Below are 15361 nucleotides of genomic sequence, written 5' to 3' on the forward strand. Positions count from 1 at the left end.
CCGGCCGCTTTACACTGGCACCGTTTTTACCATCTTCCACCCACGCAAAGGAACCCACATGACCGAGAAAAAAACATGGCTGATCACGGGAGCCGGCCGCGGCCTCGGCCTCGAGCTCGCCAAGGCTGCGCTGGCGGCCGGACATTGCGTCGTGGCCACTGGACGCGATCCGCGCAAGGTGGCCCAGGCGCTGGGCGAACACGCCGGTTTGCTCACCGTCCGGCTCGACGTGACCAACCCCGGCGAGGCCCAAGTGGCGGTGCGCGAAGCGGTGGAAACGTTCGGCGGCATCGATGTCGTGGTCAACAACGCGGGTAACTTCCACGCCGGGTTCTTCGAGGAGCTGAGCGCCGGCCAAGTACGCAGCCAGTTCGAGACGCTGCTGTTCGGGCCGATGAACGTCGCCCGCGCCGTGCTGCCGCTGATGCGCGATCAGCGCTCCGGCCTGCTGATCTCGATCTCGTCCACCGCCGGCATCGTCGGCTTTCCCTTCTGTAGCGCGTATGCCGGCGCGAAATTCGCCGTCGAGGGCTGGATGGAGTCGCTGGGTCTTGAGGTGGCGCCGTTCGGCATCCGGACGATGCTGGTCGAACCGGGTTTCTTCCGGACCAGCCTGTTGACCGACGACTCGACCACGTTCGCCGCCACCTCCATCGCCGACTATGCCGAGCGCACCAAGGAGACCGTGGCGGCATGGAAAAAGATGGATGGCACGCAGCCCGGCGATCCGGCCAGGCTGGCTGGCGCGATCATGCAGGTCGCCGCGCTCGACGCGCCGCCGACGCGTTTCGCCGGCGGTATCGACGCCGTGCAGGCGTTCGAGGCGCGCGCGGACACCTTGTTGGAACAAGCGAACACCCACCGCGCCCTGTCGTCCTCGTTGTCCTACGGCGACGTGTGGTGAGTTTGTTCGGAAAGATCGGCGGTTTAGGCAAGATATCGATCGGATTCGGCAACCGGTATCAGGGCGGTCGAAGTCATACTTCCAGTGGATAAAATTTCACTGGAGATACGCTTACCATGACCACACTCAATGTCAACGGCAGCGCGCGCGCCATCGATGTCGACGCCGAGACGCCCATCCTGTGGGCGCTGCGTGACACGCTCGGGCTGACGGGCACCAAGTTCGGCTGCGGCGCGGCGCTGTGCGGCGCCTGCACCGTGCACCTCGACGGCCAGGCGATCCGCTCGTGCGTCACGCCGGTCTCCGCCGCCGACGGCAAGAAGATCACCACCATCGAAGCGGCCACCGACGGCAGCGACCGCGTCGGCAAGGCGGTGCACGCGGCGTGGGTCAAGCACGACGTCGCCCAGTGCGGCTACTGCCAGAGCGGCCAGATCATGAGCGCGATCGCCTTCCTCAAAACGCTGCCGCGCGGGAAGCAGCCGACCGTCGCCGAGATCGAGTCCGCCATGGCCGGCAATATTTGCCGTTGCGGCACCTACGCCCGCATCCGCGCCGCCGTCGCCGACGCCGCCCGCACCCTCGCTTAAAGGAATCACCATGCTGACCAACTTCAATCCCACAGAATTGCCGCGCGCGCTGCAAAACATGATCGAGCGCGAACAGGGCACCGTCGTGGCCACGGCCAGCCCGCCGCGCCGCGCCTTCCTCAAGGTGATGGGCTTGTCCGGCCTGGCGCTGGGAACGTTCCCGGGCATGGCGATGGCGCAGGAGTCCACCGGCCTCAAGCCGACCGAGCAGCCGCTGGCCTTCGTGCGGATCGCGCCCGACGGCGTCGTCACGGTGACCATCAACCGGCTCGAGTTCGGCCAGGGCGTGCAGACCGGGCTGCCGATGATCCTGGCCGAGGAGCTCGACGCCGACTGGTCGCTCGTCACCGCGCGGATGGGCACGGACGATCCGGCGTATATCGATCCGGTGTTCGGCCTGCACATGACCGGCGGCTCCGGCGCGATCAAGCACAGTTATATCCAGTACCGCGAACTGGGCGCGCGCGCCCGCGCCATGCTGCTGACGGCCGCCGCGCAGCGCTGGAACGTCGATGTGGCGACCTTGCAAACCCGCGCCGGCAAGGTGCTGGGGCCTGGCGGACGCCAGTTAAGTTATGGCGAACTGGCGCAGGCCGCCGCCGCGCTGCCGGTGCCGCAAAAGGTGGTGCTGAAGGACCCCAAGGACTTCCGCATCATCGGCCGCGCCACCGGCCGCATCGACGCCAAGGCCAAGAGCAGCGGCAAGCAGGCGTTCGGCATCGATACCCGTCTGGAAGGCCAACTGACGGCGGTGGTCGCGCGGCCGCCGGTGTTCGGCGCCCGCATTAAGACGGTCGACGACGGCGCCGCGCGCGCCATCAAGGGCGTGCGCGCCGTGCTGCGCGTGCCGCTCGACCGTGGCGCGGAAGGCGTGGCCGTGGTGGCCGATGGCTACTGGAACGCCAAGCGCGGGCGCGACGCCCTGAAACTGGAATGGAACACCGACGACGTCGAAAAGGTCGACAGCGAAAAGCAGCTCGCCCGGTACCGCGAGCTGGCCGGCCAGCCCGGCAACCGCAAGTTCGACGCCGACATGGCGCCGCTGGCCGGCGCGCCGTTGAGCATTAAGGCGGACTTCGTGTTCCCGTATCTCGCCCATGCGCCGATGGAGCCGTTGAACTGCACCGTCAAGCTCGACGACGGCGCCGCAGAGGTGTGGACCGGCACCCAGATGCCTGGCCTGGACGCCGCCGCCGCCGCCCGCGTGCTGGGCCTCAAGCAGGACAAGGTCAAGATGAACGTGGCGGTGGCCGGCGGCGGTTTCGGCCGCCGCGCCGTCCCCACCAACGACTTCGTGGTGGAGGCGTGCCAGATCGCCAAGGCCGCCCGCGCGGCCGGTGTGATCGCGCCTATCCGCACGGTGTGGAGCCGCGAGGACGACATCCGTGGCGGCTACTACCGTCCGATGCACCTGCACCGCGCCCACATCGGCTTCGACGCCAGCGGCAACGTGCTGGCGTGGGACCACGCCATCGTCGGCCAGTCGATCACGGCCGGCTCGCCATTCGAACCGTTCCAGGTAAAGAACGGCATCGACGGCACCGCCACCGAAGGCATGCGCGATCCGTATCCTTTCCCGATGCGCCTGACCGTGCATCATCCGAAGCAGAACGTGCCGGTCTTGTGGTGGCGCAGCGTAGGCTCCAACCACACGGCGTTCGTCATGGAGACGCTGGTCGACGAGATCGCGCGCATGACGAAGCAGGACCCGGTGGCGTACCGCATGAAGCTCCTCAGCCCGAAGCAGGCGCGCCACCGCGCGGCGCTGCAGTTGGCGGTCGACAAGAGCGGCTACGGCAAGCGCCGCCTTGCGGCTGGCCGCGCCTGGGGCGTGGCGGTGCACGAATCGTTCGACAGCGTGGTGGCGTATGTGGTCGAGGCGTCGGTCAAGGAGGGCGAGCCGGTGCTGCACCGCGTCACCGCCGGCGTGCACTGCAACCTGGCGGTCAATCCGCGCAGCATCGAGGCGCAGGTGCAGGGCGGGGCGCTGATGGGATTGTCGATGTGCCTGCCCGGCGCGGCGATCACGCTCAAGGACGGCGTGGTCGAGCAAAGCAATTTCGGCGACTTCGCGGTGCCCCGGATGACCAGCATGCCGGCCGTCGATGTGCACATCGTGCCGAGCGCCGAACCGCCGACCGGCATCGGCGAACCGGGCCTGCCGCCGCTGGCGCCGGCCTTCGCCAACGCGCTGGCGCGGGTGACCGGCAAGCCGGTGCGCGACATGCCGTTCAAACTAGCGTGAGGGACGGCCGGGGGATAGTCAATCACTTCCCCCGGTAAGTGTTCAGTAAGTGAACTAGCCTGATTATGATCTCCCAGCCTCGGCACTCGGAGAAACAATCATGCGGTTCCCGCGTATTTTCACCTCGACCAAACAAGTAACCTTCACACCGGAACGCGCGCCCCGCGTTGGTGGCTATCGCCCATGACGCGCGAGTTGCCTTTCCTGCCGTTCTCCCGACCCACCATCGACGAGGCCACCATCGCCGCCGTCGGCGACGTGCTGCGCTCCGGCTGGATCACCAGCGGCCCCAAAGTACGCGAGTTCGAGGAGCGCCTGTCCGCCTATTTTGGCGGGCGGCCCGTATTGACCTTCAGCTCCGGCACCTGCACCTTGGAGATTGCCCTGCGCGTGGCCGGCGTCGGTCACGGCGACGAGGTGATCACGACACCAATCTCGTGGCCGGCCACCGCCAATGTCATCCTCGCCGTCGGCGCGACGCCGGTGTTCGCCGATATCGACCCGGCCACCCGCAACATCGATCTCGATCGACTTGAAGCCGCCATCACGCCGCGCACGCGCGCGCTGATCCCGGTTCATTTATCCGGCCTGCCGGTGGACATGGAGCGCCTGTACGCGATCGCCGCGCGCCACCGGCTGCGCGTGGTCGAGGACGCCGCGCAGGCGTTCGGATCGCACTGGCGGGGCCGGCCCATCGGCGCCTTCGGCGATCTGGTGTCGTTCAGCTTTCAAGCCAATAAGAACCTGACCACGGGCGAGGGCGGCTGCCTGGTGCTGAACGAGGCGGACGAGGCGGCGCTGGCCGCCAGGCACCGCCTGCAGGGCGTCACCCGAAGCGGGATCGACGGCATCGATGTCGATCTCCCCGGCGGCAAGCACAACATGAGCGACATCATGGCGGCCATCGGCCTGGGCCAGTTCGCCAACATCGAGGCCGTCACCGCGCACCGGCGCGCGCTGGCGCGCCACTATTTCGCCCGCTTCGGCGCTGGCTTCGAAGCCGCCAGCGGCGCCCGGCTGCCGCTGGCCGATTTCGACCACACCAACTGGCATCTGTTCCAGATCATCCTGCCCGACCGGGGGCCGTCCACGCGCGCCGATTTCATGGAGGCGATGGCGCGCCGGGGGATCGGCACCGGTTTCCATTACGCGGCGATTCATTTGTTCAGCCTGTACCGCGCGCGCGGCTACGCGGAAGGCATGTTCCCGGTCGCCGAGCGCGTCGGCCGCCTGACGGTGACCTTGCCGATGTTCCACGCGATGACTTTCGACGATGTCGAGCGCGTGGTGGCGGCCGTCGAATCGATCCTGATCCACCAGCGGGTGCCCCAATGAACCTCGATGCCATGCATGATACGGCGCGTCGGCCGTTCACCGGAGGCGGCGACGCACTGCTCGACGACGCCCTGGCCGCGCGCCCGGCGCCGCCGTCCAGGCGCGCCGGCGCCACGCCACCGCTGTCGACGGCGCTGCTGTGGATGCTGTTCGGCGGCTTCGTCCTGATCACGCTGGGCGCGCTCGGTGTGCGCACCCTGGTGCCGCCCGACGAGGGCCGCTACGCCGAGATCGGCCGGGAGATGTTCGTCAGCGGCGACTGGATCACCACGCGCTTGAACGGCATTAAATATTTCGAGAAACCGCCGTTGCAAGCGTGGATGAACGCGCTGACCTTCACCCTGTTCGGCCTGGGCGAATGGCAGGCGCGGCTGTGGACCGGCGTCTGCGGCATCGTCGGCGTGGTCATGACCGCCTGGGCCGGACGCGTTGTGTTTCCCCCCCGCGTCGGGCTGTATGCTGGCCTGGTGCTGGCGTCGACCCTGTTCTGGCTGGCGTCGGGCCAGATCAATTCGCTCGACATGAGCTTGTCGGGCATGATGGCCACCTGCCTGGCCGCCGTGCTGATCGCCCAACGCGATGGCGCCACCGTCGGCCAGCGGCGCGCCTGGATGCTGGTCGCGTGGGCGGCGATGGCGCTGGCGGTGCTGGCCAAGGGCCTGGTCGGCGTGGTGCTGCCGGGCGCCGTGCTGGTGCTCTACGGCGCCGCCGCGCGCGATTGGCGCGTCTGGACCCGTCTGCACATCGGCAAGGGATTGCTGCTGTTTTTCGCCGTCGCCGCGCCCTGGTTCATCCTGGTCGCCCAGCGCAACCCCGAGCAGCCGTATTTCTTCTTCGTCCACGAGCATTTCGACCGCTTCCTGAGCCCTGGCCACCAGCGCGAGGGGCCATGGTACGCCTTCATCATGCTGCTGCTGCCTGGCATGTTGCCCTGGTTGGGCTGGCTGCCGCACGCGTTGGCGGCCGGCGCCAGGCGCGCGCCGGGCCGGTTCCAACCGCGATTGCTGTTGCTGATCTGGTTCGCCTTCATCTTTGTGTTTTTCAGCATGTCGAGCTCGAAGCTGCCCGGCTACATCGTGCCGGTGTTCCCCGCGCTGGCGTTGCTCACGGCGCTGTGCCTGGACGCCGCCGGCCGCCGCCCGCACATGGCCGCCGCCGCGCTGCTGGCGGTGGTGGGCGCGGTGCTGGTGGTCGCGGTGCCGGTGGCGCTGGCGACGGGCGCGGGCGCGGTCGGCTCTGCGCCGCACAGCCTGCGCAGCTACCAGCCGTGGCTGATGTTCGCCGGCTGCATCCTGTTGGTCGGCGGTTGCCTGGCGTGGTTCCACGCGGCGCGCGTCCGGCGCGATTCGACCGTCCTGACGATGGCGGTGGCCGGCTTTCTCGCCACCCACCTGATCGTCGCCGGTTTCGAGGTGTACGGCAAGGACCGCGCGGGCACCGCGCTGCTGCCGGCGATCCGGGCCGAACTGACGCCGTCCACCAAACTGTATGCGGTCGGCCGGTACGAGCAGTCGCTGACCTTCTACCTGGGCCGGCCGGCGATCCTGGTCGAATACGTGGACGAATTCGCCTTCGGGCTGCGACAGGAGCCGCGACTGGCGCTGTCCGGGCTGGACGAGTTCGTCGCCGAATGGCGGCGCGACGCCGCCGCCGGCCGGCCCTCGATGGCCATCGCCAGCCAGGCCCTGTACGACCGGCTGCGCCAGCGCGGCGTGCCGATGCGGCTGGTGGCACGCGACGGGCGCCGGCTGGTGATCTCCAATCAACTGGCGAAAGGATTGCCATGACGCCCGAATTGTCCATCGTCGTTCCGGTCTACAACGAGGAGGCGGGACTGCCCGGCCTGTTCGAGCGCCTGTACCCGGCGCTCGACGCGCTGTGCACCGGTTATGAGATCGTGTTCGTCAACGACGGCAGCCGCGACGCCTCGGCGTCGTTGCTGGCCGAGCAGTTCCGGCGGCGTCCCGACGTCACCCGGGTGGTGCTGTTCAACGGCAATTACGGCCAGCACATGGCGATCCTGGCCGGCTTCCAGTCCGCGCGCGGCGAGATCATGGTCACCCTCGACGCCGACCTGCAAAACCCGCCCGAGGAGATCGGCAAGCTGGTCGAGCGGATCCGCGCGGGCCACGACTACGTCGGTTCGATCCGGCGCGTGCGCCAGGATGCGGCCTGGCGCACGCTGGCGTCGAAGGCGATGAACCGGATGCGCGAACGCATCACCCACATCCGCATCACCGACCAGGGCAACATGCTGCGCGCCTACGGCCGCAATGTCATCGACCTGGTCAATCAATGCGCGGAGGTCAACACCTTCGTGCCGGCGCTGGCCTACACCTTCGCGCGCAATCCGGCCGAGGTCGTGGTCGAGCACGAGGAGCGCGCGGCCGGCGAGTCCAAGTATTCGTTCTACAGCCTGATACGGCTCAACTTCGACTTGGTGACCGGCTTCTCGCTGATTCCGCTGCAACTGTTCTCGATGCTGGGCATGGCGCTGTCGGGCGCCTCCGGCCTGTTGGTGCTGGTGCTGTTGACGCGCCGGCTGCTGCTCGGCGCCGAAGCCGAGGGGGCGTTCACCCTGTTCGCGCTGCTGTTCTTCCTGATGGGCGTGATCCTGTTCGGCATCGGCTTGTTGGGGGAGTACATCGGCCGCATTTACCAGCAGGTGCGCGCGCGGCCGCGTTATGTGGTGCAAACCATCCTCGAGGAGCTGGCGCCGGCGGCGCGGCGGCAGGTGGCAGACGCCGCCAACGCGGCGGCCATCATGCCGCTGGAACAGCGCGGGGTGGGGCGGTGACGGCGCCAGGCGCGGCTCCCCGCGCCGTGGTGTTCGCCTACCACGAGGTCGGCGTGCGTTGCCTGCGGGTGCTGCTGGCCGGCGGCGTGGACGTGCCGCTGGTGCTCACGCACGATGATGATCCGGCCGAGAACATCTGGTATGGCTCGGTGCGGGCGCTGTGCCGCGAGCACGGCATCGCCACCGCCGTCCATGCCGATCCGGCCGATCCGGCGTTGCTGGCCTCGGTGCGCGCGGCGCGCCCGGATTTCCTGTTCAGTTTTTACTACCGCCACATGCTGCCGGCCGCCGTGCTGGCGGTGGCGCCGGCCTACAACATGCATGGCTCGCTGCTGCCGAAATTCCGCGGCCGCGCGCCGGTCAACTGGGCGGTACTGCACGGCGCCGACCGCACCGGCGCCACCTTGCACGAGATGAGCGTCAAGCCCGACGCCGGCGCCATCGTGGCGCAGACGGCGGTGCCCATCCTGCCCGACGACACGGCCTTCGAGGTGTTCGGCAAAGTCACCGTGGCGGCCGAGCAGACCTTGTGGGGCGTGCTGCCGGCGTTGCTGGCGGGCGCCGCGCCGCGCCGCGACAACGACCTGCGGCAGGGCAGCTACTTCGGCGGGCGCACGCCGGCCGACGGCCGCATCGACTGGCGCGCCGACGCCCGAACCGTCTACAACCTGCACCGCGCGGTGGCGCCGCCTTATCCCGGCGCCCACACGGAGGTCGACGGCGTGTCGTTGACCTTGGCGCGCGCGCGCCTGCTGCCGGGATCTCCGGCCTCCGGCATGGCGCCCGGCCTGGCGGTGCTCGACGGCGGGATCGTCGGCGTGTGCGGCGACGGCCGCATGCTGGCCATCTCCTCCTTGCTGGACGGCGCGGCGGAAGTATCGCCACAACAGTTACAAACCATGCTGGCCAGTTCGGCGGCGCAGATCGACATCACCCGAGTAAATCCATGAAAAAAGTCCTTATCCTTGGCGTCAACGGCTTTATCGGCCACCACCTGTCCAAGCGCATCCTCGAAACCACCGACTGGGAGGTGTTCGGCATGGACATGCACACCGACCGCATCACGGCCCTGCTGGAGAACCCGGCCTACAAGTCGCGCATGCACTTCTACGAGGGCGACATCACGATCAACAAGGAGTGGATCGAATACCACGTCAAGAAATGCGACGTGATCGTGCCGCTGGTCGCCATCGCCACGCCGTCGACCTACGTCAAGGAGCCCCTGCGCGTGTTCGAACTCGATTTCGAGGCCAACCTGCCGATCGTGCGTTCGGCCGCCAAATACGGCAAGCACCTGGTGTTCCCGTCGACGTCGGAGGTGTACGGCATGTGCCACGACGAGGAGTTCGATCCCGAAAACTCCGAGCTGGTGTGCGGGCCGATCAACAAACCGCGCTGGATCTATTCCAACGCCAAGCAGTTGATGGACCGGGTGATCTGGGGCTATGGCATGGAGGGCCTGAACTTCACGCTGTTCCGTCCCTTTAACTGGATCGGCGCGGGGCTCGACTCGATCCACACCGCCAAGGAGGGGTCGTCGCGCGTGGTGACGCAGTTCTTCGGCCATATCGTGCGCGGCGAGGCCATCTCGCTGGTCGACGGCGGCGCGCAAAAACGCGCTTTCACCTACATCGACGACGGCATCGACGCGCTGGTGCGCATCATCGCCAACGCCGGCGGCGTCGCCACCGGCAAGATCTACAACATCGGCAATCCGGTCAACAATTATTCGATCCGCGAGCTGGCCCAGATGATGATGGCGTTGGCCGCCGACTACCCGGAGTACGCGGAGGCGGCGCGGCGGGTGAAGATCGTCGAGACCACCTCCGGCGCGTACTACGGCGAGGGTTACCAGGACGTGCAGAACCGCGTGCCGAAGATCAGCAACACCAGCGCGGACCTGGGCTGGAAGCCGGTCACCGGCATGGCCGACGCGCTGCGGCGCATCTTCGACGCCTATCGCGGCCATGTCGCGCAGGCGCGGGCGCTGATCGAATGATGGCGGCGACACCACCGCTGTTGACGCTCAAGATCGACGTCGACACCTTCCGCGGCACCCGGCTGGGCGTGGGCAACCTGGTGCGCATGCTGCGCACACACGGGGCCAGCGCCACGTTCCTGTTTTCGCTCGGCCCGGACCACACCGGCTGGGCCTTGCGGCGCGCGCTGCGGCCCGGTTTTTTCGACAAGGTCGCGCGCACGTCGGTGGTGGAGCACTACGGTTTGAAGACGCTGATGTACGGCACCTTGCTGCCGGGCCCCGACATCGGCCGGCGCTGCGCCGCGGAGCTGCGCGCGGTGCGCGACGCCGGTTTCGAATGCGGCATCCACACCTGGGACCACGTGCGGTGGCAGGACAACGTCGCCGCGCGCGGCGCCGACTGGACGCGCGAGATGATGCGCAAGGCCGCGCGCCGCCATGTCGACGTGTTCGGCGTGGCCACGCGCACGCACGGCGCGGCCGGCTGGCAGATGAACGCCGCCGCCTTCGCCGAACACGACGCGGCCGGCTACCGCTACGCCTCGGACGGCCGCGTTCCGCTCGACGCCCGGGGCGCGCTGCGCGACCCGGCCTGTGGACCGCACCGGGTGGTGGCCGGCGGCCGCCTGATCGACTGCGTCCAGTTGCCCACCACGCTGCCCACGCTCGACGAACTGCTCGGCCGCGCAATCGACGGCAGGACGATCACGGTGGACAACGTCGCGGCACACCTGTTGTCGCTGACCGCCGGCGCCCCGCGCGACCATGTCTACACGCTGCACGCCGAGCTGGAGGGGCAAAAGCTGGCGCCGGTGTTCGAGCAATTGCTGCTCGGCTGGCGCGCGCAGGGCTACCGGTTCGGCGCGATGGCCGACTACTACGACAAGGTCAGGCATGCGCCGCTGCCGGCGTCGCCGTTGGGCTGGGGCGAGCTGCCCGGGCGGTCCGGGCGCGTGATCATGCAGGGCGGGGCGTTGTAGCGTGAACTTTCCTTTCCTTCCCTTTATTTTGAGGAGTATCCCGATGTCGCAATTTCCCGATCCGTTCCAACCAAGCGGGGCGCCAGCATGAAAATCACCATCATCGGAACGGGCTACGTCGGCCTGGTGACGGGCGCCTGCCTGGCCGAACTGGGCAACGATGTCGTCTGCCTCGACCTCGACGAGGGCAAGATCGCGCTGCTCAATAGCGGCGGCATGCCGATCCACGAACCGGGGCTGGAGGAGATCGTCGAACGCAACCGTGACGCCGGGCGGCTGCGCTTTTGCACCGACGTCGCCGCCGCGGTGGAGCACGGCGACTTGCAGTTCATCGCGGTCGGCACGCCGGGCGACGAGGACGGCGCCGCCGACCTGCGGCACGTGCTGGCCGCCGCGCGCGCGATCGGGCGCCACATGCGGGGCTTCAAGGTGGTGGTCGACAAGTCGACCGTGCCGGTCGGCACCGGCGAGCGCGTAGCCGCCGCGCTGCGCGAGGAGCTGGGCAGACGCGCTTCGGACGCCGCTTTCTCGGTCGTCTCCAACCCCGAGTTCCTCAAGGAGGGCGCGGCGGTCGAGGATTTCATGCGGCCCGACCGCATCGTCATCGGCTGCGACGACACGCCCGACGGCGAGCGCGCGCGCGACCTGCTGCGCACGCTCTACAAGCCTTTCAACCGCAATCACGAGCGCACCCACTGGATGGACGTGCGCTCGGCGGAATTCACCAAGTATGCCGCCAACGCCATGCTGGCCACGCGCATCTCGTTGATGAACGAACTGGCCAATCTGGCCGATTGCGTCGGCGTCGATATCGAGGCGGTGCGCCGCGGCATCGGCTCCGATCCGCGCATCGGCCACGGCTTCCTGTACGCCGGCGCCGGCTACGGCGGGTCCTGCTTTCCCAAGGACGTGCGGGCGCTCGCGCGCACCGCCGGACGCTTCGGCCAGGAGCTGTTGATCCTGCGCGCGGTGGAGGCGGTCAACCAGCACCAGCAGCTGCTGCTGGGCCGCAAGATCCTGGGGCGCTACGGCGAAGATCTGGACGGCATGCATTTCGCCGTGTGGGGACTGGCGTTCAAGCCGAACACCGACGACATGCGGGAGGCGCCGGCGCGCTCGCTGCTGCGCCAGTTGCTGCGCGCGGGCGCGAGCGTGGCCGTGTACGACCCGGTCGCGATGGCCGAGGCCGCGCGGACGTTGGCGCTGGATCTGCGCGCCGATGAGCTGGCGCGGGTGCGCTTCGCCGCCACCCCGCTCGACGCCCTGGCGGGCGCCGACGCGCTGGCGATCGTCACCGAGTGGAAGGCGTTTCGCAGCCCCGATTTCGGCAAGATCAAGGCGGCGCTGAAACAGCCGGTCATTTTCGACGGACGCAATCTGTTCGAGCCGGAGGCGATGGACGAGTACGGATTTGAGTACCATGGCATCGGGCGCGGCTCCCTGCTCGCCAGGGACGCGCCGTCGAGCGCGCCGCGCGCCACGGCTCGGCGGGCGGTTTCGCAACACTGCGTTTCTTTAGTGCGCGCCTGATGGAACGCTGGATGGACCGCGCCGCGATGACAGGCAAGCTGGAACGCCGATGCGGCATCCGCCGCACCGGTTTTACGCCTCGGGCGCCGGTCGGGTCGTCAGCCGGAACAGCAGACCCGGCTCCATCCGCTGCGCCGCCAGTGTCCAGCCGTGCGCCCGCGCGATCTCCTGGCAGATCGAGAGGCCCAGCCCGGCGCCATGGTCGCGGCGATGCGCGCCGCGCCAGAAACGTTCGAACATTCGCGCCATCTGTTCGGGCGCCACCCCCGGGCCGCTATCGCGTACCGTCAGCGCCTCGGCGCCGATCGTCACGCACACTTCGGTGCCTTCGGGGGCATGCTGGATGGCGTTTTCCAGCAGGTTTTTCAGCAAGGTGAACAGCGTCGCCGGGTCTGCCTGCCATGGCGCCGCCGGGCCGTCGTCGCGCAAGGTCAGGCGCACGTTCGCCGCATCGGCCATGCGCCGCAGGTAGTCGACCGCCTCGGCGCCGACGTCGCGCGGATCGACCATGGCGAAAATGTAATTCTGCTCCTCGCTCGCTTCGGCCAGCAGCAGCAACTGCTGCACCTGGCGGGTCATGTGCTGGATGTCGCTGAGCAGCGACTCGCGCTCCTCGCCTTTGTCCGTCAGCTCGATTTGCGCGCGGATCAGGGCGAGCGGCGTTTTCAGCTCGTGCGCGGCCGTCGCCAGAAAACCTTGCTGGACGCGATAACCCTGTTCCAGGCGCTCGAGCACGCGGTTGAAACTGTCGACCAGCGGCGCGATCTCGGCCGGCACCGCGTTGACCCGCAGCCGCGCGTGCAGCGCGCGCGGGGAAATCGACGCGGCCGACTCCGACACCTCGCGCAGCGGCTTGAGCGTGTAGCGCAGCGTGATGAGCGCGCAGGCGCCGAAGGCGAACAGCATGACCAGACTGAACAACACGATGCCGGCGCCCATGAACGGCAGCGCGAACTCGGTTTGGAACAGCTCGACTATCCGCTTGCTGGCGGCGAACTGCACATACCAGCGCTTGCCGTCGTGTTCGACGGCGGCGGTGCCGGCGTACATCGGCACGCCGGCGAAATCGAAGGTGAAGGGGCCGGGTGTCAACCGGCGCGTCGCCGGTATCGACGGCCATGCCGTGCCGGGGCCGGTGGCGGACGCCAGCGCGACGTCGCCGGCCGCGTCCAGCACGCGGTACGAGATCTCGCGCCGGAGACTGTCGTAGGTCCAGGGATGACTGTCTTCGCTTTCCAGGAAGCCGACCGGCCGTCCGGCGCGATCGAAGAGCAGCGCCTCGGCCATTTCCTCCGCGCGTTCCGCCACGTCCATGCTGGGCAAAATCTCGCTTTTCGTCGTGATGAGGTAAAAAACGGCCGCCAGCAGCAGGGTGACGCTGAGCACCATGCCGGCCACGTAGGCGAGCAGGACTTTGACGCCCAGGCTATTGAGCCACGTCGGTTTCACGAAGCGCATAACCCAGTCCCCTCACATTGACGATCCGTTGGCGCGAGCCGATGGCCAGCAGTTTGCGGCGTATCCGGTGCAGCGCCACGTCCAGCGCGTTCGGCGTGACGGCCTCGCTCAGCCCCCAGGCGGCGGCCTCCAGCGCGCTGCGGCGCACCACCTCGGCATGGCGGTGCACCAGCATCAGCATGATCTGCATCTCCGCCGGGGCGAGGCTGACGCTTTCCTCCGCGCAGCAGACCAGGCCCTCGCCGGGGCGCAGGGTCAGGTCGTCGTGGCTGGGGTCTAGCGGGCGGAAATCGACGGGGCGGCGCAGCAAGGCCCGCGCGCGCGCGACCATCTCGTCCATGGCGAACGGCTTGGGCAGGTAGTCGTCGGCCCCCGCCTCGAGCCCCGCGACGCGGTCGTGCAGCGCGTCGCGCGCCGTCAGCACCAGGCAGGGCACGTGCAGCCCGGCGCCGCGCACGCGCTGCAACAGGGTCAGCCCGTCGCCGTCCGGCAAGCCCCGGTCGAGGATGATCGCCTGGTAGGGCAGTTGCTGGATGGCGGACCACGCGGTGTCGATGCGGTCGATGACGTCGACCGCGATGCCGGCGGCCGCCAGCGCCTTGCACATCAGCTGGGCAAGGCGGTCGTGGTCTTCGATTAGTAGAATGCGATTCATCAGAAGCGGTATAGGTATCCCAGGCCGACGCGGCTCTCGGTCGCGCGGTCGACCAGAGGGCTATCCTTGATCTTTTTGGCAAGCTTGCTCACCCCCAGATCAAGGAACATGGAGTGGTGCGCATCGAAAACGTAGGTGCTGCGCAGGCCCAGCTCGGCGTTGACGCCGGATTTGCCCTCGTAAGCGGCACGGCCGGCGCGCGCCTCGTCGGCGGCGACACCATAGTAGTAATCGACGTATTTCTTGTCGACCCAGCTGGCGCCTGCGCGGGGTGTCAATATAACATGCTGGCCGATGCGCCAGTTCTTTTCCAGGCCGAGGTTGAAGCGGCGGCCCTTGCTGTTGCCCGAGGCGTCGGCCAGCAGTTCGGCGCTGACATCGACCACGCCGGTCTGCCATTTCACCTTGCCGCCCGCCCAGAAGCCGCTTTTGCGCTCGCGCATGCCGTTCAGGATGGTCGCGTCGCCGGCCTCATAGCCGCTGAAGTCGTATTTGCCGATCACGCGCAGGTCGAGGCGCTGGCCGCCGCCGAGGTCGACGCTGTACGCCTTGAACTCGACGACGGGGCCGAACACGCGCACATATTGGTTCTCGTAGGAGATCAGCGGCAGCACGCGGTTTTCCCGGTCGATGCCGGTGTAGGGCTGCTGCTCGGTGAACGCGGCGACGCCCAGGCCCCAGGAGGAAGCCTCGTCGCCCGGAGCGGCGCTGGCCACGCAAGAGGCGCCCAACCCGAGTGCGAGGGCCGAGGCGACCGCCACGTGGTGGATAGTGGTGGCCGAGGTAAAGATGCGCGGAAACTGCATGGTGGTTTCTCCGAATGTTGAATGTGAAACCACATGGTCGGCGAAGTCGTCTTACTGAATACTTACCCGAAAAAAACATC

The 15361-nt window shown here is 68.1% G+C and carries 13 protein-coding genes; 10 read left to right on the plus strand and 3 right to left on the minus strand.

The annotated features are described in order from the left end of the window. The first annotated feature begins 58 nt into the window (after positions 1-58). From AC07P1_RS14965 to AC07P1_RS15010, 10 genes are all read left to right on the plus strand, one after another. A complete protein-coding gene (locus AC07P1_RS14965; RefSeq protein WP_494696565.1) occupies positions 59-904 on the plus strand; it encodes an SDR family oxidoreductase in 846 nt (281 codons plus the stop codon). Between the two features lie 116 nt (positions 905-1020). After that, positions 1021-1494, plus strand: a complete 474-nt coding sequence (locus AC07P1_RS14970; protein WP_494696566.1) for a (2Fe-2S)-binding protein — start codon at positions 1021-1023, stop codon at positions 1492-1494. Positions 1495-1504: 10 nt separating this feature from the next. Then, positions 1505-3739, plus strand: a complete 2235-nt coding sequence (locus tag AC07P1_RS14975; protein WP_494696567.1) for a xanthine dehydrogenase family protein molybdopterin-binding subunit — start codon at positions 1505-1507, stop codon at positions 3737-3739. 183 nt (positions 3740-3922) lie between these two features. Then, on the plus strand, positions 3923-5074 hold the full coding sequence (locus AC07P1_RS14980; RefSeq protein WP_494696568.1) for a DegT/DnrJ/EryC1/StrS family aminotransferase: 1152 nt from the start codon (positions 3923-3925) through the stop codon (positions 5072-5074). Between the two features lie 143 nt (positions 5075-5217). Continuing rightward, complete coding sequence (locus tag AC07P1_RS14985) at positions 5218-6861, plus strand: glycosyltransferase family 39 protein (RefSeq protein WP_494696852.1); 1644 nt, start codon at positions 5218-5220, stop codon at positions 6859-6861. Then, complete coding sequence (locus tag AC07P1_RS14990) at positions 6858-7871, plus strand: glycosyltransferase (RefSeq protein WP_494696569.1); 1014 nt, start codon at positions 6858-6860, stop codon at positions 7869-7871. The genes AC07P1_RS14985 and AC07P1_RS14990 overlap by 4 nt, the downstream gene beginning before the upstream one ends. After that, positions 7868-8821, plus strand: coding sequence for a formyltransferase (locus tag AC07P1_RS14995; RefSeq protein ID WP_494696570.1), 954 nt, complete (start codon positions 7868-7870; stop codon positions 8819-8821). Before AC07P1_RS14990 ends, AC07P1_RS14995 begins: the two co-directional genes overlap by 4 nt. Next, positions 8818-9870: a bifunctional UDP-4-keto-pentose/UDP-xylose synthase gene (locus AC07P1_RS15000; RefSeq protein WP_494696571.1), complete on the plus strand. Its 1053-nt coding sequence runs from the start codon at positions 8818-8820 to the stop codon at positions 9868-9870. The genes AC07P1_RS14995 and AC07P1_RS15000 overlap by 4 nt, the downstream gene beginning before the upstream one ends. Beyond that, positions 9870-10832 (plus strand): polysaccharide deacetylase family protein, encoded by a 963-nt coding sequence (locus AC07P1_RS15005; RefSeq protein ID WP_494696572.1) that lies wholly within the window; start codon positions 9870-9872, stop codon positions 10830-10832. Before AC07P1_RS15000 ends, AC07P1_RS15005 begins: the two co-directional genes overlap by 1 nt. An 87-nt stretch (positions 10833-10919) precedes the next feature. Next, entirely contained in the window at positions 10920-12362 is a 1443-nt protein-coding gene (locus AC07P1_RS15010; protein ID WP_494696573.1) for a UDP-glucose dehydrogenase family protein, read from the plus strand. A gap of 72 nt (positions 12363-12434) precedes the next feature. On the opposite strand, the gene AC07P1_RS15015 is transcribed toward AC07P1_RS15010, so the two are convergent. From AC07P1_RS15015 to AC07P1_RS15025, 3 genes are read right to left on the minus strand one after another with little or no spacing between them, the layout of a single operon-like run. Beyond that, positions 12435-13820: a sensor histidine kinase gene (locus tag AC07P1_RS15015; RefSeq protein ID WP_494696574.1), complete on the minus strand. Its 1386-nt coding sequence runs from the start codon at positions 13818-13820 to the stop codon at positions 12435-12437. Beyond that, positions 13789-14475: a response regulator transcription factor gene (locus AC07P1_RS15020; protein WP_494696575.1), complete on the minus strand. Its 687-nt coding sequence runs from the start codon at positions 14473-14475 to the stop codon at positions 13789-13791. Before AC07P1_RS15020 ends, AC07P1_RS15015 begins: the two co-directional genes overlap by 32 nt. Next, positions 14475-15281, minus strand: a complete 807-nt coding sequence (locus tag AC07P1_RS15025) for a MipA/OmpV family protein (protein ID WP_494696576.1) — start codon at positions 15279-15281, stop codon at positions 14475-14477. Before AC07P1_RS15025 ends, AC07P1_RS15020 begins: the two co-directional genes overlap by 1 nt. Between the last annotated feature and the right edge of the window lie 80 nt (positions 15282-15361).

It is taken from the genome of Duganella sp. GW821-FHT07F09, assembly GCF_059418705.1.